Below are 24,040 nucleotides of genomic sequence, written 5' to 3'. Positions count from 1 at the left end.
GTGAAGTGAATCGGGATGACAGGAGTTGAGCGGACCGATACCAAAGACATCACGGCTCGCCCTGCCCGATCGCTTCCTTGCGCTTTGCCACATACGCCTCCAGCGCCTCGCGCACGGAAATATCCATCGCCGGCTCGACATGATCCTCCAGCGCTTTCTTCCACAGCCGCGTCGCCCGCGCCGTGGCGTCGAGCCCGCCGGCCTCCTGCCAGGCCTCGTAATTCTGCCAATTGGAGAGCATCGGCTGATAGAAGGCGGTGGCGTAGCGCTCCAGCGTGTGCGGCTCGCCGAAGAAATGGCCGCCGGTCGGCACCGCCCCCAATGCCTCGACGGCGAGTTCGGCCTCGTTGACTTCGATCGGGCGCAAAAACTCCATCATATGCTGGATCATCTCGACGTCGATGATGAACTTTTCGAACGACGCGGTCAGCCCGCCCTCCTGCCAGCCGGCGGCGTGGTAGACGAGATTGCCGTGGCCGAGCACCGCGCCCCACAGCGCCATCAGCGTCTCATAGGCGCCTTGCGCGTCGGCGGCGTTGGAGGCTGAGCCCGGCGTCGTCCGGTAGGGCAGTCCATAGCGCCGCGCCAGCTGCCCGGAGGCGATGTTGGCCTTGGTGTTCTCCGGCGTGCCGAACGCCGGTGCACCGGACTTCATGTCGACATTGGAGGTGAAGGCGCCATACATGACCGGGGCGCCAGGGCGGACAAGCTGCGTCAAGACCACGCCGAACAGCGCCTCGGCGTTCTGTTGCGCGAGCGCGCCGGCAAGCGTCACCGGGCTCATCGCCCCCATCAGCGTGAACGGCGTCACCGCGACCGATTGGCCGAACTCGGCCATGGTCATCAGCCCTTCGGTCATCATCTCGTCGAAACGGCGCGGCGAGTTGACCGAGATGATGGTGGTGACGCCGGGATCGTCGCACATCTGGTCGGGCGTCAGCCCTCGCGAAATCGCCATCATTTCGATGCCGTCGAGCGCCCTGCCGCGGCCGATCGCCGAGACGTGAAAACTTTTGTCGGTCAGCGTCAGATTGGCGAAATAGGTGTCGAGGTGGCGTGAATTGGCCGGCAGTTCCACCGGAGCGCAGACCTGATTGCCCAGCATGTGGATGCAGTTGAAATGCTGCGCCAGCCGGGTGAGATCGCAATAGTCGCGCAAATTGCCGGCGCGGCGGCCGCGTTCCATGTCATGCACATTGGGCGGCCCGGCGACCAGTGTGAAATTGATGGTGTTGCCGCCGAGATGAACGGTACGGCCGGGGTTGCGCGGCGTCAGCGTATAGCTCGACCGCGTCGTCCGCATTGCCTGGTCGACCATACCGCGGTCGATGCGGACGGTCATCGACGCTTGATCGACCTTGGCCCCGGCATTCTCGAACAGCGAAAGCGCCCGCCGGCTCATCACCTCGATGCCGAAATTCTCCAGAATGTGCATCGACGCCTGGTGGATAGCCTCGATCTGGTCGGCCGAGAGCATCGCCATTGGCGGATACGGATTTGTCACGCGGCGCAACGGCAGTTGCGGAATGGCGGCCAGTCCCCGGTTGCTGGTTCGCTCGGCGCCGCGCTTGCGTCTCGGTTCGTTCATGCGGCGCATCAAAGCGCCGGCACGAGGATCGGGCTGTCAGAAATCCGCCACATGCGGGCGTGATTTTAGCCAAGGCGGCATATCGGGAATTTCACGCCGACAAAAGCGACAGAAAACGTCGGAATATCTACCCTCGCCTCTGCCGGGACCAAAGCGGCCGATGGACCGTTAAGGAACGCAGCAAGATTCCTTTTATGTTTTCGGCCTAATCCTGTTCCAATGGGTAGGTCGAGTTTTAGTAAAATTATAGCTGTTACAGTGTTGCTGGCGCTGTCGGCCTGCGCGACGCCGCCACGCCATATCAACGATGTCTGCGCCGTGTTCGACCAGAATGACGGCTGGTTCGACAACTGGCAGGCGGCGGCCGAGCGTACCGAGCAGAAATACGGCGTGCCGGTTCCCGTGCTGATGGCGACGGTGCGGAAGGAATCCGGTTTCAAGAGCAACGCCAGGCCGCCGCGCACCAAGCTTCTCGGCTTCATTCCCTGGAAACGTGTCTCCAGCGCCACCGGCTTCTCGCAGGCGCTCGACGGCACCTGGGCGCAGTATCAAAGCGAGACCGGCAGCTGGGCGGCGCGCCGCACCAGCTTTGCCGATGCCGTCGATTTCGTCGGCTGGTATCATTCCAAGACATCAGACACGCTCGGCGTCGCCCGCAACGACACCTACAACCTCTATCTGGCCTATTATCTCGGCTGGACGGCCTATGGCCGCGGGAATCGCGGCGATGCCGGCGTGCAGCGCTATGCGCGAGCCACCGAGAAGATGGCTCGGGATTATGCCGCGCAGCTACGCCAATGCGCGCGTTGATGAAGCCAAGGATCTAGCCATCCGTCAGCTTCGGCCTTTTGCCGCGCGGACGCTTGGGCGGAGCGCCGGCAAAGCCAGGACCGATGCCTTGCGGCGCGTCGTCCGGCAACCCCTCATGGGCGGCATGCTCCTTGTCGAATTTGATTACCGGCTCCATTTTCGCCAGCACGTCGTCGGCAAGCCAGCACAGGCTCAAATGACCGTCGCCGAGATTCTTCACCGGCGGCACCTGCGTCTCGCAAAGATTGTCCGGCACCAGCTTCTTGTAGCCGCAACGCGTCTGGAACGGACAGCCGGTTGGCGGGTTCATCGCCGACGGAATGTCGCCCTCCAGCACGATGTGCTTCTTGATCACGCTGGTGTCGGCGATCGGGATCGCCGACAGCAACGCCTCGGTATAGGGATGATAGGGCGGCGAAAATATCTGTTCGGTCGTGCCCTGCTCGACGATATAGCCGAGATACATGACGACGACACGATCGGCGATGTAGCGCACCACCGACAGGTCGTGGCTGATGAACAGCATCGTCGTCTTGTTCTTGCGCTGGATGTCCATCAGGAGCTCAGTCACCGCCGCCTGCACCGACACGTCGAGCGCCGAAACCGGCTCGTCGGCCACCACCACCTTGGCGTCGCCGGCAAAGGCCCGCGCCACGCCGATGCGCTGCTTCTGGCCGCCTGAGAGCTGGCGCGGCTTGCGGGTCTCGAACGCCCGCGGCAGCTTCACCAGGTCGAGAAGCTCCAGCATGCGCTGACGGCGATCGGCGACCGTGTTGCCGACATTGAACTTTTCCAGCGTGCGGATGATCTGCGAACCGACCGTATGGCTGGGATTGAGCGTGTCGAACGGATTCTGGAACACCATCTGGATCGACGACACCGTCTCGACACTGCGCTTCTCGACGCCGGTCGACTGGATCTGTTGGTTGCCGAGCGTCACGCTGCCCGAGCTTGCCGTCTCCAGCCCGAGCAGCACCTTGGCCAGCGTCGACTTCCCACAACCGGACTCGCCGACAATGGCGACGGTCTCGGATTCGCGCGCCATGAAGGAGATCGTCTCGTTGGCCTTGACGACGCGGCCTTCGCTTGAGCCGAACACTTCGCTGCCGCCGACCTTGTAGTATTTTTTGAGGTCCTCGATCTTGAGCACCGGCGCGCCGGGCTCTACGCGCTCGTTGAGCTTCTTGGCGCCGGGCGGCAGCGCCTCCCAGTCGATCTCGTTGAAGCGCACGCAGCGCGAAAAATGGCCTTCATGGCCGTCGACCGCGATCATCGGGATTTCGGCGGCGTTGCAGACGCCCTCGACGAAATGGTGGCAGCGGGGGCCGAAATTGCAGCCCTTCGGCCGCTCGTGCGGCAGCGGCAATTGCCCCGGGATGGAGATCAGAGGCCGCGAATTCTTGTCGGCGCCGGGCAGCGGGATCGAGCGGAACAGGCCTTGGGTATAGGGATGGCGCATCCGGTCGAAGACGTCCTTGATCTTGCCGGTCTCCACCGCTTCGCCCGAATACATCACCGTGATGCGGTCGCAGGTTTCCAGGATCAGGCCAAGATTGTGCGATACGAAGATCATCGAGGTGCCGAACTTCTCGCCGAGCCCCTTGACCAGATCGACGATGCCGGCTTCGACCGTCACGTCGAGCGCCGTCGTCGGCTCGTCGAGCAGGAGCAGCGCCGGCTTCGACAGCAGCGCCATGGCGATGACGATACGCTGTTGCTGGCCACCGGAAAGCTGGTGCGGAAAGGAGCGCATCATGCGCTCGGGATCGGGCAGCCTGACCGCGCGCACCATTTCCAGTGCGCGTCTATAAGCCTCTTCCTTCGACACCTTGTCGTGGATCAGCGGCACTTCCATCAATTGCTGGCCGACCTTCATCGCCGGGTTCAGGCTGGCCATCGGCTCCTGGTAGATCATCGCGATCTTGTTGCCGCGGATGGCGCGCAGTTCCTCGTCGGACAGCTCGCCCATGTCCCTGCCCTGGAACTTTATCCGGCCGCCGACGATCTTTCCGATGTTGGAGAGGTCGCGCATGATGCCGAGCGACACGGTCGACTTGCCGCAGCCGGATTCGCCGACGATGCCCATCGCCTCGCCAGGCATGACCGTGCAGGAGAAGTCCATAACGGCCGGTATCTCACCCTTGCGGGTGAAGAAGGAGATCGACAGGTTCTCGATCTCGATGATCGGCTCGGCGGGATTTCGAACTGCCTCATTCATGGGTCGCTCCAATCCTTGTTCTTGCAAGCATATCGGGTCGAGAACCCGTCCATCAATCTTTCATCGATTGTTCACGCAGCGAGTCGGCCAACAGATTAAGGCCCAGCACGAACGACATCAGCGCAATCGTCGGCGGCAGCGCCGGATGGATGAAGGAGCGCAGCAGCCGGCTGGCGTCCTTGATCGCTGTGCCCCAGTCCGGGCTCTCGGGCGCCAGCCCCAGCCCAAAATAGCCGAGCGTGCCGAGCAGGATCGTGGTGTAGCCGATACGCAGGCAGGCATCGACGATCAGCGGCCCGCGTGCATTGGGAAGGATCTCCCACAGCATGATGTACCACGGCGATTCACCGCGCGTCTGCGCCGCCGCCACATAGTCGCGCGTCTTGATGTCCATGACAAGGCCGCGCACGATGCGGAACACGCCGGGGCTGGAGGCGAACACCACCGCCACGAAGATGTTGAGCTGGTTGGGATCGATATGGATTATCCTGAACGGGTCGGCATCGAAGACCAGGCCGGCATAGACCCAGCCGCCAATGGCAAGGGTCAGCCCCAGGAGGATGTAAAGGCGGTCCGGCCGCTTCTTGTAGCGCGTCCAGAACAGCACGCTGAAGAAGATGATCGGGAACAGGAAGAACAGCCCGGCCATCGCATAGGGGATCGGCGTCTCCATGATGCCCGGCGTCACCAAGAGATAGAACAGGAGAATCACCGGGAAGGCGAGCACCAGGTTGGCGAGGAATGACAGCACCGTATCGATCCTCCCGCCATAATAGCCGGCCGGCAGGCCAAGCGTGATGCCGACCATCAGCGCGAAACCGGTCGCCGCCGGCGCGATGATCAGCACGATCTGACTGCCATAGACCATGCGGCTGAACACGTCGCGGGCAAGCTTGTCGCCGCCGAACAGGTAGACAAGTCCCGATTGCGGCTCGACCGCGCCCGGCAGCGCATCCTTCATGATCGGGATCTGGACAAGCGGATTGAAGGGCGAGATGGTCGACGCGAAGATCGCCGTGAACAGCCAGAACAGGCAGATGCCGACGCCGACGATGCCGACGCTGCTGTCGAACAGCTGACCGTAGAGGCCAAGCCTCTTCTTGTAAGCGAAGCTCGCCCCCATCACCAGGACGAGAGCGATCCAGACCGGCCAGAAACGCGCAAGCACGCCAAGCACCACATCGAAGGCGCCGATATATTCAAGCTGCATCCGCCCGATCCCCTATTGAACTCTGATACGCGGATTGAGAAACGCGTAACCGACGTCGGAAATGAGCTGCGTGATCAGGACGATGAACACCGAAACCAGGGAGCAGCCAAGCAAAAGATCGATGTCGTTGTTGCCGGCCGCCTCGACCAGCGTGTAGCCAAACCCCTGGTAGCGGAACATGACCTCGACGATGACGACGCCGGTGAGCAGCCAGGGAAATTGCAGCATGATGACTGTGAACGGCGCAATTAGCGCGTTGCGCAGCGCATGCTTGACCACGACGCTGCCGAAGGAGAGGCCCTTTAACCGCGCGGTGCGGATATATTGCTGCGTCATCACCTCGACCATCGAGGCGCGGGTCATGCGGGCGATGTAGCCGATGCCGTAGATCGCCAGCGTCATGACAGGCAAGGTGAAATTGTAGAAGGTGATGCCCCGGCTGGCCGAAGCCGCCGAACCGTTCAGCAGGCCGAGCCATGAGGCGAAAATGACGGTGAAAATGACGCCCGAGACATATTCGGGCGTTGCCGTCGAGGCGATCGAGGCGACGGACAACGTTCGATCGGTTCGCGAGCCTTCGCGCATGCCGGCGAGGATGCCGATCAGAAGCGAGATCGGCACCATCACCACAAGCACCCAGAACATCAGGATACCGGTGGCGCCGAGCGCCGGGAAAAGCTTCGACGCGACCGTCGTTTTGAACTTGGTCGAGCAGCCGAAATCACCCTGCAACACGCCGGAGAACGTCGGCTCGACAGGATCGTTGCAGAAGGCAAAACGTCGCGCGGGTTTGCCCGTTGCCGGGTCTGTGACCGGCTGTTTGGGCACGATACCCAGCCATTGGCCATAGCGGGAGAAGAAATTCTGGCGATAGCCATGGTTGACCAGCCAGCTTTCGAGCTGCTCGGCCGAGGTGTGCATTTCGGTCTGGCTGATCGCCAGTTTTTTCAGATTGGGGTCGAGATTGATCAGGAAGAAGACGACCAACGTCAGGCACAGCATCGTCAATGCCATGGTGCCGAGGCGTCGAAGGATGAAAGAAAGCATGGCGGTCCCCCTGCCGGTCTGGTTGGGGTTGAGGCCGGCTTGGCGCCACTTCAGCCGCTATCGGCAGAGTTGGCTGTCAAACGGACCCTCAGAATGCGATCAACCCTGTCTTATTGCACGCCCCTATCCGAAGAGTCCGCGCCTTTCTTGCTGCGCCTACTTCGGTTCTGGAATCATGCATGGCGTGGGTGGAAGGGGCGAACCGCCCCTTCCACGATCGACCCGATCAGGCCTCGTCGAGCCAGACCTTGCCGTAATCGCGCTCGAAGGTTGGGTGCATGGCGTAGTTCTTAACGGCAGCCACCGAGTGACTGTAGAGCTTGCGCCAGTAGGGCTGGATGATGATGCCGGAATCCTGCAGGATCTGCTCGATGTCCTTCATCATCTCCTTGCGCTTGGCGGCGTCGGCAACGGCGAGCGCGGCGTTGAGCTTGGCATCCCATTCGGGATTCGACCAGGCGGTTTCGTTCCAGGCTTCTCCGGTGCGGTAGCCGATCGCCAGAACCTGGACGCCGAGCGGCCGCATGTTCCAGTTGGTCATCGACAGCGGATACTTCGTCCAGTCGTTCCAGAACGTCGAACCCGGCAGCACCGTGCGCTTCACCTTGATGCCGGCGTCGCGCATCTGCGCGGCGATCGCATCGCCGGTATTCTTGTGCCAGTCTTCGTCGACCGTGATCAGCTCGTGCTCGAAATCGGCCTGACCGGCTTCCTCCATCAGCGCCTTCGCCTTGGCCGGATCGCGGGCAATCTTCGGCAGCTCGTAATATTCCGGATGGATCGGCGAGACATGGTGGTTTTCGGCGACAGTACCGGCATTGGCCATGCCAAGCTGCAGCACGACGGCGTTGTCGACTGCGAGCTGCAGCGCGTTGCGGACCTTCTGATCGTCATAAGGCTTGTTGGCCACATTGGTGCGGCAGACGATGGTCGCTGCGGTGACCACCTCGTACTTGACTAGGTCGACACCGTCGAGGATCGACACATAGTCGGCCGACGTCTCGAAATTGGTATGGACCTCTCCCGATTCGAAGGCACTGACCGTAGCCGCGGGATCGGTGCCGTAGTCGATGAACTCGATGCCGTCGAGGAAGACCTCGCCGTCCCACCACTTGTTGTCTTCGCGGCGCTTGTAGACGACTTTCTGGCCGACATCGTAGGAGACGAGCTCGAATGGGCCGGTGCCAATCGGGCAGGCTTTGAAATCGCCGCCCTTTTCGTCGAAGGTCTTGTGGACGATGAGGCCGGGATAGTCGCACACGTTGGGAATGAGCGCGATATCAGGCGTGCTGAGCTTTAGCTTGACCGTGTGTTCGTCGACCTTGGTGACTGCGCTCTCATCCAGCTTGTCGTCCTTGACCAGCGAGCCGAGACGACCGGGCATGGAATTGCCTTCGGCTTTCTTGTCGGCCCAACGCTTGAAGTTGAAGATGACGTCATCCGCGGTGAACGGATCGCCGTTGTTCCAGGTGACGCCCTTGCGCACATGCAGCGTGTATTCGGTGGCGTCGTCGTTGACGTCCCAACTCTCGAGCAGGTAGGGGCGGAACGTGAATTCGTTTGTGTACTTGACCAACGGCTCGAGTGCCTGGCGCTCGGCATTGGCGATTTCCGACCAGTCGGCCTTGCGCGGATCCTTCGGATCCTTGATCCACATGGCGACCTTCAATATGCCGCCCTTTTTGCCCTGTACGTCCTGCGCTCGCGCCGGCGTCGGGTCGGCGAGGCCGAGCATACCATAGGCCATCGCCGTGGACGCGCCGAAGACGCTGGCCAGAGCCAGAAACTCGCGGCGGTCGACACGTCCGGCCTTGGCTTCTTCGGCCATTGCATGGATGTGATCCGGAACGCGATCGCCATTACTCTCGTAGATTGTCATCACGAAACTCCCATTGTTGGCTTTCTGCCTTTTACCATTCCGCATCCGGGCCATGATGTCAAAAACGGCACGGGTTGGGAACATGCCAAGGAATGTGCAACTTTGGAAGGGAAGCAGTTCGCGTGATAACGACAGTCTTGGCGCAAAATTGCTATTGCCCGGCAGATTTCGTTCGAATCTCCGGGATCGATCAAACTGAGACATTCACGACAGCGCCGCGCGTCCTCTGGGGCGCGCAAAGGAGGCTGTAGCACTTTGATTTCGCGCATAATCCTTACTAGTTTAAGCGCCATGGCAACGTTCACACGACGGGGATATGGCCGCCGCCAAACAACGGTGGTTAGATGGGCACCTCGGGGACGGCAAGCTGCGACCCGTTGCGGACATCCGGACCCAAGTACCGAATGACAAAAAGGTACGCTCAAGGCGGACGTTGATTTCTCGCCTAAGTCGGCTCCAAGCAGTCACCTAGAAATTCGATGAAGCGTTGCGTCGTAGCCGGAAGCGGGCGCGTTTCGATGGTGGCGAAGACAGAGCGGCGGCAGTGACGCAGACGGCCATCGGCCAAATCCTCGGCGACGGTTTCCTCCGCCAGAAGGGCGATGCCTAAGTCGAGGGTGGCCAGCTATCCGACATGCGGCGCATGCAGCCGATTTGAGGAATGTCGAAGTGGCTTAACTGCCAGCGGTCTCGAACAGGAGCGCTCGAAAACAGGACCGCCGCAACTGCTCGTTCGTCGGTGTTGAGCCGGCGTTCTCCTCGCATCGGATGCAAGGAGACGCGAAGGGCGAGCAGGCGGTTGCGTTACACATTGCTCAGGCGTCAGTTCAACTTAATACGTTCTCCCGTTGCCGCCGAGCGTTTTACCGCATCGATTACCCTTAAGGTTTCGAGCCCCTCACGCCCGCTGACAAGCGGCGGTTCGTCTCCGCGGATCACGTTGCAGAATTGCCTGATCTGCAGGACGAGCGGGTCCTCGCCGTCGACCTCGATACGCTTTTGGTCAAGTGGCTCCCACCAGCTCCGTTTACCAGGATTGCGCCAGACCTCGAGCGACGGAACAGCCAGCGACCCGTGCGTTCCTCCGATCATGTAACAGGATTGCTCGGTTCTGGGGTAGGCCGGATTCTCTCCGGTTGTCATCTCCCAGCTCCACGGTGCGACCACCGAGTCCGAGACTGTCGCAGTTCCCAAAACTCCATTCTTGAACTCGATCAGGATCACAGCCGTTTCCTCAACTGCGTTGCCGCGCACTGCGTTGGACTCGCGTGCCTGAACCGCAGCCACATCGCCGAAAAGGTAACGCAGATTATCGACATCGTGGATGAGATTGAGGAAAACCGGCCCCGCACCGCGCTCACGACGCCACGAGATGTCGAAATAATCGTCGGGCTTGAACAGCCAGAACATCGCATTGACAACAAGAACGCGGCCGAGCTTCCCGCTTTCGATGACTTCCTTTGCCTTCTGCATCACCGGATTGTGTCGGCGGTGATGGCCGGCCAAAAGAGGAACACCTTTTGCCTCAGCCGCTGCGATCAGCTTTTCCCCGGATATAATGTCGTCGGCGATAGGCTTCTCGATGAGTGCGGGAACGCCGGCTTCAACGGCTTCCAACCCGTTCTGGACGTGAGCCTGGTTGGGCGTAGCCACGATGATCCCGTCAGGTCGGTCTGCGGCAACCATGTCCGCGAAGCTTGTAAACCACTTCACGCTGGCTTCCTTGGCAATAGTCTCGCCAACCAGCGAGGGATCGACCACGGCACTGAGTTGCGCCGAGGGCTCGGCCAGGACGTGCTGAATATGGCGCTTACCGATGAGGCCTGCGCCAAGTACGGCCAGCTTAACCCGTTGGGTCATGGTCACCTCAGCCCTTGCTCGCCGCCTTGATCATTGTCGCCGCGCGCCGGATGCCAAGCTGGTATCCTTCTGTTCCAAGGCCGCAGATCACGCCGTCCGCGCGGTGCGAAACGAACGAATGGTGTCGGAAGCTTTCGCGCTTGTGCACATTGGAGATGTGGATCTCGATCACAGGCCCTTCAAATGTGTTCAGAGCGTCGAGGATGGCGAGTGAGGTATGGGTAAAGGCTGCCGGATTGATGACGATGCCCGCACCGTCCTCGCGCGCCTCATGAATCCAATCGATGATCTCGTATTCCCGGTTGCTCTGGTGAAAGCGGATTTCATGGCGGAGTTCGGCCGCCAGTTTGCGGCAGTCCGCCTCTACGTCTGCGAGCGTTTCATGCCCGTAGATGTGCGGCTGGCGTTTGCCAAGCAGATTGAGGTTTGGTCCATTGAGAACGTAGATCAGGCTCATAGTATATTTTCCTTCTTGAGCACGCTGTCCTGGTCAGACGAACGCGATTGCTTGAACAGCAAAATCAGGGTCCGACTCGTAGAGATCTGCGCGCAAGCCGAGCCTTCCAGCTTCGAGAGCAGGCGCGGCGATCGCCCGCGCGGCCTCGAGAACGGCAGTGAGAAGCTTCTGCTTAGTCTCTGCAGTACGACCCGGTGCCATCCGCACGATAATTTGGATGAAATGATTATCGGCATGCTCATCGCCCACGCAGGAATATGTCGCCTCCCGCGCAAGCGTGCGCACGACAGAAGGTTTCACAAGGCCGCCATCGCGAACGCAGCGATGCACGGTCAGCGTGAGCCGGTCCATGGCTACATGCTCGCCTGCGCCCCGGCTATAATCGATGATGATATGCGGCATTTGGGATCTCCCCATCAAGCCGACAGGCGGCACAAGTCCATAAAGTGACGGGACATGCGCTCTGCGTCGGGTGCTATCCCGGTGAACAATTCGAAAGCCGCTGCTGCCTGGTAGACGGTCATGCCGCCGCCACGAAGGGTCCGGCAGCCTTTTCTTTCGGCGAGAGCAAGGAGCTCTGTGACGAGCGGCATATAGACGATGTCGGCGACCCAATGCCGTGAAAGAAGCCATTCCGGGTCGATCGGCGAACCAGGATGGCTCTTCATACCCGTCGGTGTCGCGTGAATAAGGCCGTCCGCGGAGCGCAGGGTGCTGCCCACATCCGTCGTGGCACGAGCGCAATCCCTTGAGAACCGATCGTTCAACTGCCCAGCCAAGGTTTCTGCTCGTTTCGAATCCTGGTCAAAGATCGACAATCGCTTAATACCGAGCTTGATTGCAGCATGCGCCACGGCGACACCGGCGCCGCCGGCGCCAAGCAGGACGGCATGCGACTTCGCGACGTGCGGAAGGCCGCGCTGGAAATTCTCGTAGAAACCGTACCAATCAGTGTTGTGGCCGATCCTCTCGCCGTCACGAAAGACCACGGTGTTGACCGCCCCGAGCATCTCTGCATCCTCGGAAAGGCGGCTGAGGTGGGCGATCACAGACTGCTTGCACGGATGTGTAATGTTGCTCCCGGCAAAACCGCGCCGCTCTTCCTCGTCGAGGAGGTCCGGTAGCGCCGAGGCAGGAAGGCCTCGCTCGGCCAGATCGAGAAGCTCGTAACGGTAATCGAAGCCCTGATGTCGAGCCTCCGTTTCGTGGAGCGCCGGGGACTTTGACATTAGGATGTCGGCTCCGATCAGCCCTACGAGGAATTTCTTGTCGTGCATTGGTATCGCTTTCGAACGTCAGTGGTGGGCAAGGATTTCGCCGAGGAAGTTTTTCGTGCGTTCGTGCTTGGGAGACTTGAAGAAGATCTCCGGTTCGGCCTCTTCGACGATTTCTCCTGAGGCCATGAAGATGACGCGATCAGCGACCTGGCGGGCAAAGCCCATTTCGTGCGTGACACAGATCATCGTCATGCCGTCACGGGCGAGCCCGATCATGGTGTCGAGCACTTCCTTCACCATTTCCGGATCGAGGGCAGAGGTTGGTTCGTCGAAGAGCATGACCTTCGGCTCCATGCAGAGCGCGCGAGCGATGGCAACGCGTTGTTGTTGCCCGCCGGATAGCTGTGCAGGAAACTTTTCGGCCTGGTCAAGGATTCGAACGCGCTCGAGATATTTTCGAGCCAGTCGCTCTGCGTCAGTGTGGGTTGTGCCTCGAACACGCATCGGGGCGAGTGTACAGTTCTGAAGTACAGTCATGTGCGGGAAGAGATTGAAGCTCTGGAAGACCATTCCCACTTCGCGACGTATCGCATCGACGGATTTGGTGCTTCCGTCCAGTACCTGACCCTCGACGACGATTTTGCCGTCCTCGATCGTTTCGAGGGCATTGATGCAGCGGATTAACGTTGATTTCCCGGAGCCTGACGGCCCGCAGAGGACGATTTTTTCGCCTTTGCGGACCGACAGACTGATGGATTTCAAAGCATGGAAATCGCCGTACCACTTCTGCACGTCCTCAAGGGAAATCAGCGTCGATTGATCTTTTGCAGAATTGAGCACGGAACTCTCCATTTGGGCTTTAATTGACGGTGAACGGGATATTCGGAATGGATTCAGGGAACTGCGGCAGCTCGATCGCCATCCACTTCTTCGTGATGGCGGCAAGCTCACCATTGGCCTTGATCTTGTCGATGAAGGCGTTGACGGCTTCGTTCCAGTCCTTCTCGCCGAGCCGGGTCCCGACGCCGTTGTAGGTCGTCAGAAAGTTAATCTTGCGCTCATAGGTGCCGGCATTCGCGGCATCCAGACGCTGACCATAGAACTGGTTGCCGCCAACCGCCTTTACCTGTCCGGAGATGAGAGCCTGGATGGTTGTGGCATCGTCATCAAAGCGGCGAACCGTTGCGGTGGATCCGACGGCGTCCGTTACTGCCTTATCCTGCGAACTGGACTTCGGAACGCCGATCTCCCATCCCGCAACGTCTTCAGGCTTCGTAACCGTGTCGGACTTCGCCGCATAAAGCGAAATCGTGTTAGCGGCATAGGGCTTGCTGTATTGAATTGATTTCGCACGTTCTTCCGTCATCGCCATCGTTGCGAACAGGATGTCGACTTTCCCGGTCGTAAGCGCCGGAATTCGGTTGGCAACGGCGAGCGGCTGGAATTGAACCTTCACGCCCAACTCCTTGGCAAAAAGGTTGGCGACGTCGGCGTCGAAGCCGTCCTGCAGGCCGCTCGTGTTGACGAACCCCCATGGCGCATTGTCGCCCTGGATGCCGACCACAAGCGTGCCCTTTGCCTTGATTTCCTCTACAGTTGCCGCAGAGGCGGCGGCAGCGCCAACGGTTGCGAAGGCAACGGTTGCCAGTGCAAGTCCGAGAAAATTCCTACGATTGTTTTGCATGCTTATTCTCCTCCTCAAGAGTTTTGCTTCGAGCGAAGCGGTTAGCGGGCAGCTTTCGCCATCCGTTTTTCGAGGCCACTTCCGGCATGGGAGAGCGGCCAGCAAATGATGAAGTAGATTGCGCCGACGATCCCGAAGACGAGCAGCGGACGATAGGTCTGGTTTGAAATGATCTGGCCGACGCGAGTCAGTTCAATGAAGCCGACGATTGCTGCTAGCGACGTGCCCTTGATGAGCTGGACAAGGAAGCCGATCGTGGCCGGCATCGAGATTTTCAGGGCCTGCGGCAAGATGATGTCTTTCATCCGCGAGACATAATGCAGACCGAGGGCGTTGGCGGCTTCCGTCTGGCCCTTCGGTACAGCCTCGATGGAGCCGCGCCAGATCTCGCCCAGGAAGGCACTAGCATGGAGCGTGAAGGCGATTGCGACCGCGATCCACGCGTTGACCTCGACGCCCAACAGCGCAACGCCGTAATAGACAACGAAGAGCTGCATCAGAAGGGGCGTGCCCTGGAAGATGCCGATATATCCTGCGGTGATCGTCCGGGCGACCTTCTTCTTTGAGGTGCGCAGCAGCGCGATCAGGATTCCGAACATCCCCCCACCGATGAAGCCCACGATCGCGAGCAGCACGGTCCACTTCAAACCCTGCATCAAAAAGAAGAATTCATTTTCGCCGATGGGACCCATGGCTGCCTCCTATCGCGTCGGGTAGTTGAAGTAGTGGCGAGAAATGAGGGCAAAGAGGCCCATCATCAGCGTCGAAATAACCAGGTAGATAGCGGTCGCCGTGAAATAGACTTCGAAGCTGCGGAAGGTGTCAGACTCAATGCGCTGAGCGGCCGAGGTCAGTTCATAAGCGGCGATTGACGTGCAGACAGACGTTGTCAGTGTCAGCATGATGAACTGGCTTGTGAGCGAGGGATAAATCGCCCGCAGTGCCGGCTTGAGCACGATGAGCCGGAAGACGTCCGCCTTGTGCAGTCCAAGTGCGAAACCTGCCTCGATCTGGCCGCGCGACACGCTCTCGACCCCGCCTCGGATGATCTCGATTGCGTACGCCCCACCATTGATGCCGAGGGCAATGATCGCCGTAACGGTCGGATTGAGCCGTATGCCCATGAGAGGAAGGGCAAAATATATGAAGAAGATCTGCACGAGGAATGGCGTATTACGCACGACCTCAACGAAAACGATCACGGAAGTGCGCGTGATCTCGCTCTTGGAAGTCCTTGCAACAACGCCCAGGATTCCGATGACGAGTGCGAGGAGCATCCCAGCCAGCGCAAGGCCAAGCGTTCCAAGCGAACCCCATAGCAATTCCGGGGCCCGGTCGAGGACCGCACCGAAATCGAACGTATAAGGCATCTAAGACTTCCTCCTTCCGACCGGCCCACGCCGCGTTGGCGCCGGATCACTGATCCGGTTTCAAAATTCCCAGTGCGCTGTCATGGAGATGTTTTAGATGTGCCTCCGGGTCCACCGACCCGACGAGTGGCACTTCAACCGAGATAGCAGTACCGTATTCGGTTGCAGCCCAGAGGTCCTTCAATGGCAATTCGCCTTCTCCAGGAGCGAACCTACCGCTTCTCGCCTCGACGATCATTGCGTCCGACGTTTTAGGAGCAGGCCCGCGGACGTCGCAAAGCTGGACGTGTTTTACCTTCCCTGCATTTCCGCGAAGCTCGTCGATCGAGGCGCCGTTTCGAAAGAAGTGAACCCCATCCACGAGAGCACCGGCGTTCTCTGCTCCACAGGAATTCACGACCGCGACGCTGTCGCCAAAGGTTCTTACCGTCCGCCAGCCCATGTTTTCGATGTCGACTGACATGCCATATCGCGCCGCGAGGGCGCAAAACTCTGAAAGGTTTGTGGCAAGACGGCCGCCGTCTCGATCATCGCCGCAAACACTCAGCCGGCGCGCCCCTATGTTCGCAGCGGCTGCCACGGTCGCCTCATGGGAGCCCGCGACGAAGCTCTCGTCGATCACGAAGAACTCGATATCGAACACCTTGACGCCTTCGCCATCGGCAATTGTCTTGAATTCCTGGGCACTCTGGCTGCCCACCGGCAACTCGTAGAAAGGGGCTCCGGGAAAGGCGGGGTGCAGACGCAGCCCTATCGACGCAAAACCCGCCCGAGCAGCTATCACGGCGAATTCCTTGGGCGGCAGCGCGATGGATGAAAAATGCGCCACGCCCAGTTCAAGGTCCGGTCTTGGCGTCGCGACGGTCATCACAAGATCCCCTTTGTCGCGAGGTGATTGCGCAGATTGGTTCCCGTGCGGTGAATATGCTCACGCAACATATCGCACGAATAGTCCAGATCCCGGGCGACGGCTCCCTGAGCAATCTCGCTGTGCTCCTGGCTGACGTTGCGGTCACCCGACGTGCGGGTCAGAAACACCCGGCGATAACGGTCGTTGAGATTAAGAAGCAGTCTGCAGAAATGGAGCAGGATCGGCTTCCCGCAGCCAGATACGAGTGTCAGATGAAATTCGCGGTGGAGCTCTTCCCAGCGCTCCAGTGTCTCTGGCCGAGCCGCGTCACGATTGGTGCGGTTAAGGCGATGCAGCGCGCGCATGACGTTACCCTCCCACTCCACATCGCCGACCCGCACGGACTCGCGAAGCGCAAAGACTTCAAACTCTTCGCGCAGGGTGGTTATCTCTTCCAGATTGGCCAAGGAAATTGATGAAACGCGGTAGCCGCGATTGTCCTCGAACTCCACTAGACCATCCGATATCAGCCGCGCCAACCCTTCACGCAGCGGACTGAGGCTCACGTTGAACGTCTTGCGCGCCTTGTCGAGATTGATCTTGCTGCCGGCCTGAAGCTCGCCGGAGATGATCGCTTCACGAAGACGGGATGCAAGCTGGCTCCCAATTGTGTTTTTGCCATCATCGAGAAAGCCAGAAGACGATGGAGCATCTTCTGTCGTCGGAGCAAATGCGCCGTCGTCATCCGGTACCATTGTTCCTCCCAAGGCTCCCGAACTAATTGTCGCTGATCAATATAATAAACGATTATTCCTGTCAACTTGAGTGCGATGAAATCTGCAAAAAGTCAAGCCTTAGCTTTTTTTATGCGAATAAAACATAATCAAAACAATCATTTATATGTCGATATCCTGTTTTATCCCGACTTGTGGGAGCCGCGAGAATGTACGGCGGCCTTGACAGATAATCGATTATTCGGATAGTCGGGGAAATCGGGAGGTAGCCCACATGGTGATCAAAACTGAAAGCGATCTGACGCCAGCCGTCCTCGCTGTGATGAATCGCACTGAAGACCCCCGCCTGCGAGGAATCCTCGTGGCGATGGTCACGCATCTTCATGCCTTCGTGCGCGAGGTTCGACTGACGGAGGTCGAGTTTCGGGAGGCGACAGCCATGCTGAATGAGATCGGGCAACTGCATACTGATCACCACAACGAGTTTGTGTTGATGGCCGGTTCTCTTGGCGTGTCTTCACTTGTCTGCCTACTTAACAATGGCGAGAGGGGACAGACTGAGACCTCCCAGTCGCTGTTGGGCCCATTCTGGCGCCTCGACTCTCCGCGAGTCGAAAATGGCGGGACGATTATCCGATCCGAGACGCCCGGCACTCCCTTGTTCGTGCATGCCAGGGTCGTTGACCGCGACGGTAAGCCAATTGCCGGCGCCGAAGTGGATGTGTGGCATGCATCTCCCGTCGGTCTTTACGAAAACCAGGACCCGGACCAGGCCGAGATGAACTTGCGCGGCAAATTCATGACCGACGTGCAAGGTCGGTTCTGGTTCAGGACCGTCAAGATGGTCGGGTATCCCATACCGGTCGATGGCGTCGTCGGACGCCTGCTCAAAGCTCAGGGACGCCATCCGTACCGACCAGCGCACCTGCACGCACTGATCTTCAAGCACGGATACAAGACGCTGATTTCCCAGGTCTTCGACCCCAGCGACCCGAACATTGACTCCGATGTTCAGTTCGGTGTCACGGCAGCCCTGACCGGCGACTTCATTCGCCATGAGGCGCCCCATCCGACCGAAACGGATATTCCTGGCCCATGGTTCTCGCTCGACTACACCTATGTCATGGAACCCGGCGAAGCCGTTTTGCCGCGTCCCCCGATCAAATAAATCACTATCAGCAGAGCAAACGATATGATCACCGAAGAAGAACGCCAGGCCGCGGCAGACGCGCTGCTCAAAGCTGAAATCGAGCGGAAGCCGATCATACAGCCTAGCGAGACCTACCCGAACCTCGAACTCGAGGACGCCTACCGGATTCAGGCTTTGTGGGCGGAGGCGAGGGTGGCCAAGGGCGCACGGATCGTCGGGCATAAGATCGGCCTGACGTCACGCGCAATGCAGATGGCTTCGAAAATGACGGAGCCGGACTACGGTTGCATTCTTGACGATGCTCTTTACAACGACGGAGCGCAGATCAGGGCTGACTTGTTTATCAAGCCGCGCCTCGAGGTCGAGCTGGCCTTTGTTATGGGTGAGGATCTCGCCGGGCTCGGCACCAGGATCTATGACGTCATGCGTGCGACCGAGTTCGTTGTCCCGGCGCTCGAGATTATCGACTACCGGACCGAAGTCCCTCGAGCGATCACCGACACCATTGCGGACAATGCAGCTTTCGGCGCCCTCGTCGTTGGCGGCCGTATAATTCGCCCGATGGACATTGATATCCGTTGGGTCGGAGCGACTCTTTCCAAGAACGGCATCATCGAGGAGTCGGGCGTGTCGGCGGCGATCATGGGACATCCGGCAGCCGGCATCGCGTGGCTGGTCGACAAACTTTATGCTGTGGGCGGTGGCCTGAAGAAGGGACAAATAGTCCTGGCCGGCTCCTTCACGCGTCCTGTCGATATCGCGAAAGGTGATGTCATTCAAGCCGACTATGGCCCTGTTGGCTCCATTGGCGTGTCGTTTGTGTGAGGTGCTAGATGGAACATCCTGTCAATCGATTCAAGCAGAAGCTTCTTTCTGGTCAAAGTCAGATCGGCCTGTGGTGTGGCTTGCCGGGAAACTACGCCGCGGAAATCGTCGCGCCTTCAGGTTTCGATTGGCTCCTGTTCGACACGGAACATTCTCCAGGTGACGTTCTGACCGTCCTGCCGCAATTGCAAGCGGTCGCGCCATACGACGTTTCCCCAGTCGTCCGCCCGGCCATCAACGACCCCGTTCTCATCAAACGTTTCCTGGATATTGGCGTTCAGACACTGCTCATTCCCTACATTCAGAACGCAGAAGAGGCGAAAGCCGCAGTCGCGGCCGTGCGATATCCTCCGGATGGAATTCGTGGTGTTTCTGCCCTGACGCGCGCCACTCGTTTCGGCCGAGTTGCGAACTATGCGCAAAATGCGGAACGGGAAATTTGCCTGTTGCTGCAAGTTGAGACGCGGGAGGCGCTTGGGAACCTCGAGTCGATTGCGTCGGTAGAGGGAGTGGATGGCGTATTCGTAGGACCGGCAGACCTGGCAGCGAGTTTCAGACACAGGGGCCAACCGAGCCACCCGGAGGTGGTCGATGCAATTGTTGACGCGATTGAACGCCTGAAATCGTTGGGCAAGCCTGCGGGCATTCTGACCCCGGATGAGAAGTTCGCGGCACGGTGCCTCTCGCTGGGAACACTATTTACTGCCGTTGGTGTCGATGTCGCTGTTCTGGCAAGGGGATCGGAAGCACTCGCGGCACGATTTGCATCTCAGGGAGTGTACCACGATGTCGGAACGTGATGAGCTCCTCACTGAAATCGCACCGACGGGAGTCCTCAGAGCGGCGGTCAACATGTCGAATGCCGCACTTGTCCAACTCGATCCAGTGACAGGCTTTCTAACAGGGCCGAGCGCGCAGATCGCGATCGAACTTGCGGCAGAACTCGACTGCGGTTTGTCGCTGGTTCAATACGGATCGGCCGCTGACATTCTTGCGGCTGCCGAAGGCAACGAGTGGGACGTTGCGTTCATTGCTTCCGATCCATCACGTGCCGACAGGTTCTCCTTCTCGCCCCCCTATACCGCGGTGACCGCCAGCTTTCTGGTGCCAGACAGTAGCCCGCTAGGCAGCGTGGAGCATGTTGACGTCGAAGGGGTGCGCATTGCCGCCGCCAGAACCGCAGCGTATACAAAGCAGCTTGAGCGACAGGTTAGAAATGCAATTGTCCTCCATACCGAAAATTTCGCTTCCGCCCTGGACATGCTTGTATCCTCCCAGTGCGATGCGGCTGCGGGCTTGACCGAGTCCCTGTCACGTTTCTGCGAAGAGAATCCAGGTTTCCGCATTGTTGAGAGGACATTCTCGAAAGTGCCTCAGGCGATCGCTGTGCATCGGAGGTGTGTTCACGCTTCAACCTTCCTGTCGGACTTCATCCAACAGCATTGCAGTGCGGGTAAGCCGAGCAACTGAAGCAGTTGGCGGGACATGCGAGGGAGCCAGGTCGAGGGGACGCGACACGTTAACTCCCGAATAGTCAATTGGAATCCTCTTCCCTCTCAAGCGTTTTGACTCGGAAGTTCATGTTTCGTTGAGCCTTAGCGTACGATGTCGAGCAACTCTTGTTCCGAAGGGTTGGGGGTGGCCGTGGCCCTGGATCATGGGCGTGTGCTTCGTGGTGCTGGCGCAGCAAGTCCTTGCCGTAGTCGTTGCCATTCGGCGTCCTGACGCTGGAGAGGAGCGCCGATCTGGGCCATTCTCGCGGTGGCGGCGTGGCGTGGCCGACGCGCGGGCACATCCACACGGTCCACCATGACCGCCAGGAAAACTGCGAGCGCGATAGCGACCGACTGGGTGAGCAACATCAGGCGACGGCGCGGAAGCCGGTCGGTGGTTTATTGCCGGGTGGTACGACTGCGTTAGGACTATCGTCCTCTCCAGAAGCGCACGCCGAAGAGGAGCGCGGTGTGGTTTGAGTTGCCGTGTGAGAACGTTGATGCCCTCTAGTCTGACCGAAAATCGGTCCCGATTTCCGGCGTCATGCGCGAAGCTTTGCACAGCGCCAGCCGATCCCGGATGGGGTGCCAAAACGGCGACAAATGTCGGATTGCCAGACCCTCTCGCGTCGGCCGGCTTCAGTACTCGCGCTCGTAGAAAACGCCGCCCTTGGCTTCACCGGCGTCTGTGGCCTCGCCGCGCAATTTGACGCCGCGCCCGACGTCGAGATCGATCGCCGCCTTGCCCGAACCCGGCTTGTCGCCCTTCTGGATGGTCACATAGGTGCGGTCGTTGAGATATTTGCCCGCCGAGACCGCGGTGCCGCCTTCCTCGTCGGTGATGACGTCGAGATCGTCGACGCCGATTGCGCTGCGCAGGTTCTGGAGCAGCGAGGTCGAGCCACCGACACCGGCCAGCTGCGCGGCGGCTTCGGCAAGCTGGGCGATCTGCAGCGGCGACAGGTTAGACATTGAGCGGCCGAAAATCAGTTGCGCCAGGACCTCGTCTTCCGGCAGCGCCGGCACCGACGAGAAGTTGAATTTCGGATTGGTCGCCTCGCCCGATACCACGATGGTGACGGTGGCGCTGCTCGTCGTCGACGTCGCCGTGAGGTTGAGATAAGGCACCAGCGAGCCTGAAAAGCCGACCGTGCCTTCGGTGAAGGTCAGCCGCTTGGCGAGGATCGTCAGCCGCCCGCGCTGCAACGTAAAGGTGCCGACCGCTTGCGGCGACGATGCCGGGCCGGTCAGCCGCAGCGAACCGCCAAGCTCGGCGTCGACACCCCTGCCCTGAATGAATATCTGGCTCGGCGCGTTGACCGTGACATCGAGGTTGAGGCCGCCCCCACCGCTGCTGCCGCTCGCCGTCGCCGGGCGCAACGCCTTGTCCTGTGCGCGCACGGCGGCCGGTGCGTTCTTGTGCTTGACGTTGAGCGTCGCAAGCGAGCCCGGCAGCTTCTCGGGAACGGTGATGACTGTCTTGGCCAGGTTGATCGTACCCGAGATCACCGGCGCCGACACGAGCGGCCCCTTGATGGTCAGGTCGCCACCGAGATTGGCGGTGACCACCCTGCCGTCGGTGTAGCGGCCGTCGACGAGCTTGACCGACAGGTCGGCCGGAAAACTTTGCGCCGGATTGATGCCGACCGTGCCGCTGGCCGACAGGCTGCCGCGCGTCGACAAATTGCCGGTCAGGCGGTTGATCCTGGCCACGCTACTGGCGATCGCCACATCGGCGGTGATATCGTTGATCGCAAGTCCCGAGCGTGCATCGATCAGGCGGGCGCCTGACGTGCGGACCGTGCCTGAAATCACCGGCGACGTCGCCGGGCCGCGCACCTTCAAATTGACGTCGGCCGTGCCGCTCAAGGACAGGCCTTGCGCTGCGAGTGTCCGGGTGAGGAAGGCGAACGGCACCTTGCCGGAAAAGTCGAGATCAAGGGTGGGCGTGCCTGATGTTGTCATCGTGCCGCCGCCCTTGAGGCCGAGACCGGCGGCATCGCTCATGTTGGCGTCGAAGGTCAGTCTGTTGCCCGAATACGTGCCGGAGGACGAAACTCCCATGCCGCCGAAACCGGCACCGCGAGTCTGCGACGTCTGGACGCCTGCGGCGTCGATCTTGAAGGCGACGGCCGGATTGGCCGGCGCCCCCGTCACCTTCAACGTGCCCGAGATCGAGCCGGCAGCATCGAGGCCCGGCGAGAAACTGTTGGCGAGCGACATCGGCACCCGCGCCAGCGTCGCGTCGAGATTGAGCGCCTCCCCGACCTTGCCTGAAACCGTCGCCGTGCCGCCGCCGAGGTTGAGCGCGAGCCTATCCAGGCTGGTGGTGCCGTTGGCGATGGTGATGGTCGAGGCCTGAGCGATCGCCGCCTTGATGCCGCGCATGGTCGCCTGGCCGGAGGTGAGCTCGACCGTTGTAGCGCCGTTGGCAACCCTGACGCGGCCGGCGGCCCTGGCCGGAATGTCCTTGACGGTGGCGCCGCCGGAAAAGCCGGTCCAGTCGCCGTCGCGGGTGAGATCGACATCGATGCCGCGAATGACGGTGCCGCCGGAGGTGACGCTGTCGGCGCGGATTTTTCCGGAGATCACCGGTGCGGCGAGATAGTTGGCGATCCGCGCATCGATGGTGACCGTCTTTGCCGAAAGATCGCCGCGCGTAATCGAAGCCGTCGAAGCCTTGATGGCGACATCAGGCGCATCGCGGGTCTTCGAGAATACGATCGTGCCGCGCACGTCGCCTTCCGCCTTTTCCAGGGCAAGGGCTGCGAGCGGACCGATATCAGGCAGGTCGAGGGCCACGGTACCGGACGGCACGAAGGCATTATCAAGTGCCAGGTCGCCTGATATCCGGTTCTTGCCGAGCGACAGGAGAAGTCCGTTGATGGCGCGCTTGCCGTCGGACGTCGCCAGCACGGCGCTGCCTTGCAGGGCCTGGCCCGCGACATTTCCGGACAGTTGCACATTGGCCGCCGGGTTGGCGGCATCGGCCTTGCCGGTGGCGGTGAGCCTCAGCCCGGTGATCTCGCGTTCGGCCACCGAAAGCCGGTCGCTGTCGACCGTCAGCGACAGGTCGGGCGCTGTGCTGGAGCCTTGCGCATTCAGCGCGAAAGCGATGGCGCCCTTGGCATCCCCGGACAGAAGCGAGATGTCGGCCAGCGCGCCCTTGATGTCGGCGGCGAGTTTATTGTCGGCAAGGCTGGCCTGCCCGTCGGCGGTCAGCGCGCCGGAAACCAGCCTGATCGCGTTGGCGGTGACATTGCCATTGGCGTCACGCTTCAGTGCGGCACTGAGTTCCGTCCGCTCCGCGAGCACACCGCGCGCCGCCGCCGGCAGCGCTGCGGAAGCCGCATCCGCCCTAAGGTTGAGATCGATGGCGCCGTCGGCCAGCGAAACCCTTCCGTTGAAGCCGGTGTTCAGCGCGTCGCCCGTCAACGACCCGCTGTCGATGACGATGGTATCAGTGGCGAGGCTGCCGGCGACCTTGGCGGTGATCCTGCCGGCGATCAGCGGCGCGATCGTCGGGTTGTCCAGGCCGATCTTGTCCGCCGTCACCGTGCCGGAGATCGGCCCTGTCCGGCCCTTCAGATCGAAGGCGTCCGAGTGCAATGCCAGGGTGAGCCCCTCGACCTTAGCTAGACTGGTGGC

The 24,040-nt window shown here is 60.4% G+C and carries 21 protein-coding genes; 5 read left to right on the top strand and 16 right to left on the bottom strand.

Annotated elements, in window-relative coordinates; translation table 11 throughout:
* Positions 1 to 49: 49 nt before the first annotated feature.
* On the bottom strand, positions 50 to 1,588 hold the full coding sequence (locus EN807_RS15835) for a trimethylamine methyltransferase family protein (protein ID WP_145972437.1): 1,539 nt from the start codon (positions 1,586 to 1,588) through the stop codon (positions 50 to 52).
* A 219-nt stretch (positions 1,589 to 1,807) separates the two neighbouring features.
* Between EN807_RS15835 and EN807_RS15830 the strand changes: the two genes are divergently transcribed.
* Complete coding sequence (locus EN807_RS15830; protein ID WP_135935601.1) at positions 1,808 to 2,398, top strand: hypothetical protein; 591 nt, start codon at positions 1,808 to 1,810, stop codon at positions 2,396 to 2,398.
* A 13-nt stretch (positions 2,399 to 2,411) separates the two neighbouring features.
* On the opposite strand, the gene EN807_RS15825 is transcribed toward EN807_RS15830, so the two are convergent.
* From EN807_RS15825 to EN807_RS15755, 14 genes are all read right to left on the bottom strand, one after another.
* Complete coding sequence (locus EN807_RS15825) at positions 2,412 to 4,616, bottom strand: ABC transporter ATP-binding protein (RefSeq protein ID WP_135935600.1); 2,205 nt, start codon at positions 4,614 to 4,616, stop codon at positions 2,412 to 2,414.
* Positions 4,617 to 4,668: 52 nt separating this feature from the next.
* A complete protein-coding gene (locus EN807_RS15820; RefSeq protein ID WP_135935599.1) occupies positions 4,669 to 5,826 on the bottom strand; it encodes an ABC transporter permease in 1,158 nt (385 codons plus the stop codon).
* A gap of 12 nt (positions 5,827 to 5,838) precedes the next feature.
* Positions 5,839 to 6,873 (bottom strand): ABC transporter permease, encoded by a 1,035-nt coding sequence (locus EN807_RS15815; protein ID WP_135935598.1) that lies wholly within the window; start codon positions 6,871 to 6,873, stop codon positions 5,839 to 5,841.
* Positions 6,874 to 7,099: 226 nt separating this feature from the next.
* Positions 7,100 to 8,752 (bottom strand): ABC transporter substrate-binding protein, encoded by a 1,653-nt coding sequence (locus EN807_RS15810; RefSeq protein ID WP_135935597.1) that lies wholly within the window; start codon positions 8,750 to 8,752, stop codon positions 7,100 to 7,102.
* Positions 8,753 to 9,574: 822 nt separating this feature from the next.
* A complete protein-coding gene (locus tag EN807_RS15800) occupies positions 9,575 to 10,612 on the bottom strand; it encodes a Gfo/Idh/MocA family oxidoreductase (protein ID WP_135935596.1) in 1,038 nt (345 codons plus the stop codon).
* Between the two features lie 7 nt (positions 10,613 to 10,619).
* Complete coding sequence (gene aroQ / locus EN807_RS15795) at positions 10,620 to 11,069, bottom strand: type II 3-dehydroquinate dehydratase (RefSeq protein ID WP_065009891.1); 450 nt, start codon at positions 11,067 to 11,069, stop codon at positions 10,620 to 10,622.
* 33 nt (positions 11,070 to 11,102) lie between these two features.
* Positions 11,103 to 11,471, bottom strand: coding sequence for a 5-carboxymethyl-2-hydroxymuconate Delta-isomerase (locus EN807_RS15790; protein WP_135935595.1), 369 nt, complete (start codon positions 11,469 to 11,471; stop codon positions 11,103 to 11,105).
* A gap of 14 nt (positions 11,472 to 11,485) precedes the next feature.
* A complete protein-coding gene (locus EN807_RS15785; RefSeq protein ID WP_189522427.1) occupies positions 11,486 to 12,346 on the bottom strand; it encodes a shikimate dehydrogenase in 861 nt (286 codons plus the stop codon).
* Positions 12,347 to 12,364: 18 nt separating this feature from the next.
* Positions 12,365 to 13,138, bottom strand: coding sequence for an amino acid ABC transporter ATP-binding protein (locus tag EN807_RS15780; RefSeq protein WP_189522426.1), 774 nt, complete (start codon positions 13,136 to 13,138; stop codon positions 12,365 to 12,367).
* 7 nt (positions 13,139 to 13,145) lie between these two features.
* Complete coding sequence (locus EN807_RS15775) at positions 13,146 to 13,970, bottom strand: transporter substrate-binding domain-containing protein (RefSeq protein ID WP_135935592.1); 825 nt, start codon at positions 13,968 to 13,970, stop codon at positions 13,146 to 13,148.
* Positions 13,971 to 14,011: 41 nt separating this feature from the next.
* On the bottom strand, positions 14,012 to 14,662 hold the full coding sequence (locus EN807_RS15770; RefSeq protein ID WP_135935591.1) for an amino acid ABC transporter permease: 651 nt from the start codon (positions 14,660 to 14,662) through the stop codon (positions 14,012 to 14,014).
* A 9-nt stretch (positions 14,663 to 14,671) separates the two neighbouring features.
* Entirely contained in the window at positions 14,672 to 15,340 is a 669-nt protein-coding gene (locus EN807_RS15765; RefSeq protein WP_135935590.1) for an amino acid ABC transporter permease, read from the bottom strand.
* A 46-nt stretch (positions 15,341 to 15,386) separates the two neighbouring features.
* Positions 15,387 to 16,208 carry a sugar phosphate isomerase/epimerase gene (locus EN807_RS15760; protein ID WP_135935589.1) on the bottom strand — a complete coding sequence of 274 codons (822 nt, stop codon included), beginning with the start codon at positions 16,206 to 16,208 and terminating at the stop codon, positions 15,387 to 15,389.
* Positions 16,208 to 16,945: a GntR family transcriptional regulator gene (locus EN807_RS15755; RefSeq protein WP_135935588.1), complete on the bottom strand. Its 738-nt coding sequence runs from the start codon at positions 16,943 to 16,945 to the stop codon at positions 16,208 to 16,210. The genes EN807_RS15760 and EN807_RS15755 overlap by 1 nt, the downstream gene beginning before the upstream one ends.
* Before the next feature lie 253 nt (positions 16,946 to 17,198).
* Here EN807_RS15755 and EN807_RS15750 point away from each other — a divergent pair, with 253 nt between their 5' ends.
* The 4 genes from EN807_RS15750 to EN807_RS15735 are packed head-to-tail and all read left to right on the top strand — an operon-like array spanning position 17,199 to position 20,369.
* Positions 17,199 to 18,092 (top strand): intradiol ring-cleavage dioxygenase, encoded by an 894-nt coding sequence (locus tag EN807_RS15750; RefSeq protein ID WP_135935587.1) that lies wholly within the window; start codon positions 17,199 to 17,201, stop codon positions 18,090 to 18,092.
* A 24-nt stretch (positions 18,093 to 18,116) separates the two neighbouring features.
* Positions 18,117 to 18,899 carry a fumarylacetoacetate hydrolase family protein gene (locus tag EN807_RS15745; RefSeq protein WP_135935586.1) on the top strand — a complete coding sequence of 261 codons (783 nt, stop codon included), beginning with the start codon at positions 18,117 to 18,119 and terminating at the stop codon, positions 18,897 to 18,899.
* Between the two features lie 8 nt (positions 18,900 to 18,907).
* Entirely contained in the window at positions 18,908 to 19,699 is a 792-nt protein-coding gene (gene hpaI, locus EN807_RS15740; protein WP_135935585.1) for a 4-hydroxy-2-oxoheptanedioate aldolase, read from the top strand.
* The gene (locus EN807_RS15735; protein WP_135935584.1) at positions 19,686 to 20,369 is read left to right on the top strand and encodes a transporter substrate-binding domain-containing protein; all 684 of its coding nucleotides are present in this window, start codon (positions 19,686 to 19,688) and stop codon (positions 20,367 to 20,369) included. Before hpaI ends, EN807_RS15735 begins: the two co-directional genes overlap by 14 nt.
* A 662-nt stretch (positions 20,370 to 21,031) precedes the next feature.
* Here the strand turns inward: EN807_RS15735 and EN807_RS15725 are convergent.
* A partial coding sequence (locus EN807_RS15725; RefSeq protein ID WP_189522425.1) for a translocation/assembly module TamB domain-containing protein occupies positions 21,032 to 24,040 on the bottom strand: 3,009 nt, incomplete at its 5' end.

The organism is Mesorhizobium sp. M5C.F.Ca.ET.164.01.1.1 (genome assembly GCF_004792125.1).
Classification (GTDB): Bacteria; Pseudomonadota; Alphaproteobacteria; order Rhizobiales; family Rhizobiaceae; genus Mesorhizobium; species Mesorhizobium wenxiniae.
This window is presented reverse-complemented; position numbering and strand designations above follow the sequence as displayed.

What these genes read in the sequence shown, in the direction of transcription:
- EN807_RS15775 (WP_135935592.1), bottom strand. Translation starts at nt 13,970, where the DNA reads ATGCAAAACAATCGTAGGAATTTTCTCGGACTTGCACTGGCAACCGTT.
- aroQ (WP_065009891.1), bottom strand. Translation starts at nt 11,069, where the DNA reads ATGAGCCTGATCTACGTTCTCAATGGACCAAACCTCAATCTGCTTGGC.
- EN807_RS15755 (WP_135935588.1), bottom strand. Translation starts at nt 16,945, where the DNA reads ATGGTACCGGATGACGACGGCGCATTTGCTCCGACGACAGAAGATGCT.
- EN807_RS15750 (WP_135935587.1), top strand. Translation starts at nt 17,199, where the DNA reads ATGGTGATCAAAACTGAAAGCGATCTGACGCCAGCCGTCCTCGCTGTG.
- EN807_RS15820 (WP_135935599.1), bottom strand. Translation starts at nt 5,826, where the DNA reads ATGCAGCTTGAATATATCGGCGCCTTCGATGTGGTGCTTGGCGTGCTT.
- EN807_RS15830 (WP_135935601.1), top strand. Translation starts at nt 1,808, where the DNA reads ATGGGTAGGTCGAGTTTTAGTAAAATTATAGCTGTTACAGTGTTGCTG.
- EN807_RS15815 (WP_135935598.1), bottom strand. Translation starts at nt 6,873, where the DNA reads ATGCTTTCTTTCATCCTTCGACGCCTCGGCACCATGGCATTGACGATG.
- EN807_RS15735 (WP_135935584.1), top strand. Translation starts at nt 19,686, where the DNA reads ATGTCGGAACGTGATGAGCTCCTCACTGAAATCGCACCGACGGGAGTC.
- EN807_RS15790 (WP_135935595.1), bottom strand. Translation starts at nt 11,471, where the DNA reads ATGCCGCATATCATCATCGATTATAGCCGGGGCGCAGGCGAGCATGTA.
- EN807_RS15825 (WP_135935600.1), bottom strand. Translation starts at nt 4,616, where the DNA reads ATGAATGAGGCAGTTCGAAATCCCGCCGAGCCGATCATCGAGATCGAG.
- EN807_RS15835 (WP_145972437.1), bottom strand. Translation starts at nt 1,588, where the DNA reads ATGAACGAACCGAGACGCAAGCGCGGCGCCGAGCGAACCAGCAACCGG.
- EN807_RS15810 (WP_135935597.1), bottom strand. Translation starts at nt 8,752, where the DNA reads ATGACAATCTACGAGAGTAATGGCGATCGCGTTCCGGATCACATCCAT.
- EN807_RS15770 (WP_135935591.1), bottom strand. Translation starts at nt 14,662, where the DNA reads ATGGGTCCCATCGGCGAAAATGAATTCTTCTTTTTGATGCAGGGTTTG.
- EN807_RS15785 (WP_189522427.1), bottom strand. Translation starts at nt 12,346, where the DNA reads ATGCACGACAAGAAATTCCTCGTAGGGCTGATCGGAGCCGACATCCTA.
- hpaI (WP_135935585.1), top strand. Translation starts at nt 18,908, where the DNA reads ATGGAACATCCTGTCAATCGATTCAAGCAGAAGCTTCTTTCTGGTCAA.
- EN807_RS15760 (WP_135935589.1), bottom strand. Translation starts at nt 16,208, where the DNA reads ATGACCGTCGCGACGCCAAGACCGGACCTTGAACTGGGCGTGGCGCAT.
- EN807_RS15800 (WP_135935596.1), bottom strand. Translation starts at nt 10,612, where the DNA reads ATGACCCAACGGGTTAAGCTGGCCGTACTTGGCGCAGGCCTCATCGGT.
- EN807_RS15765 (WP_135935590.1), bottom strand. Translation starts at nt 15,340, where the DNA reads ATGCCTTATACGTTCGATTTCGGTGCGGTCCTCGACCGGGCCCCGGAA.
- EN807_RS15780 (WP_189522426.1), bottom strand. Translation starts at nt 13,138, where the DNA reads ATGGAGAGTTCCGTGCTCAATTCTGCAAAAGATCAATCGACGCTGATT.
- EN807_RS15745 (WP_135935586.1), top strand. Translation starts at nt 18,117, where the DNA reads ATGATCACCGAAGAAGAACGCCAGGCCGCGGCAGACGCGCTGCTCAAA.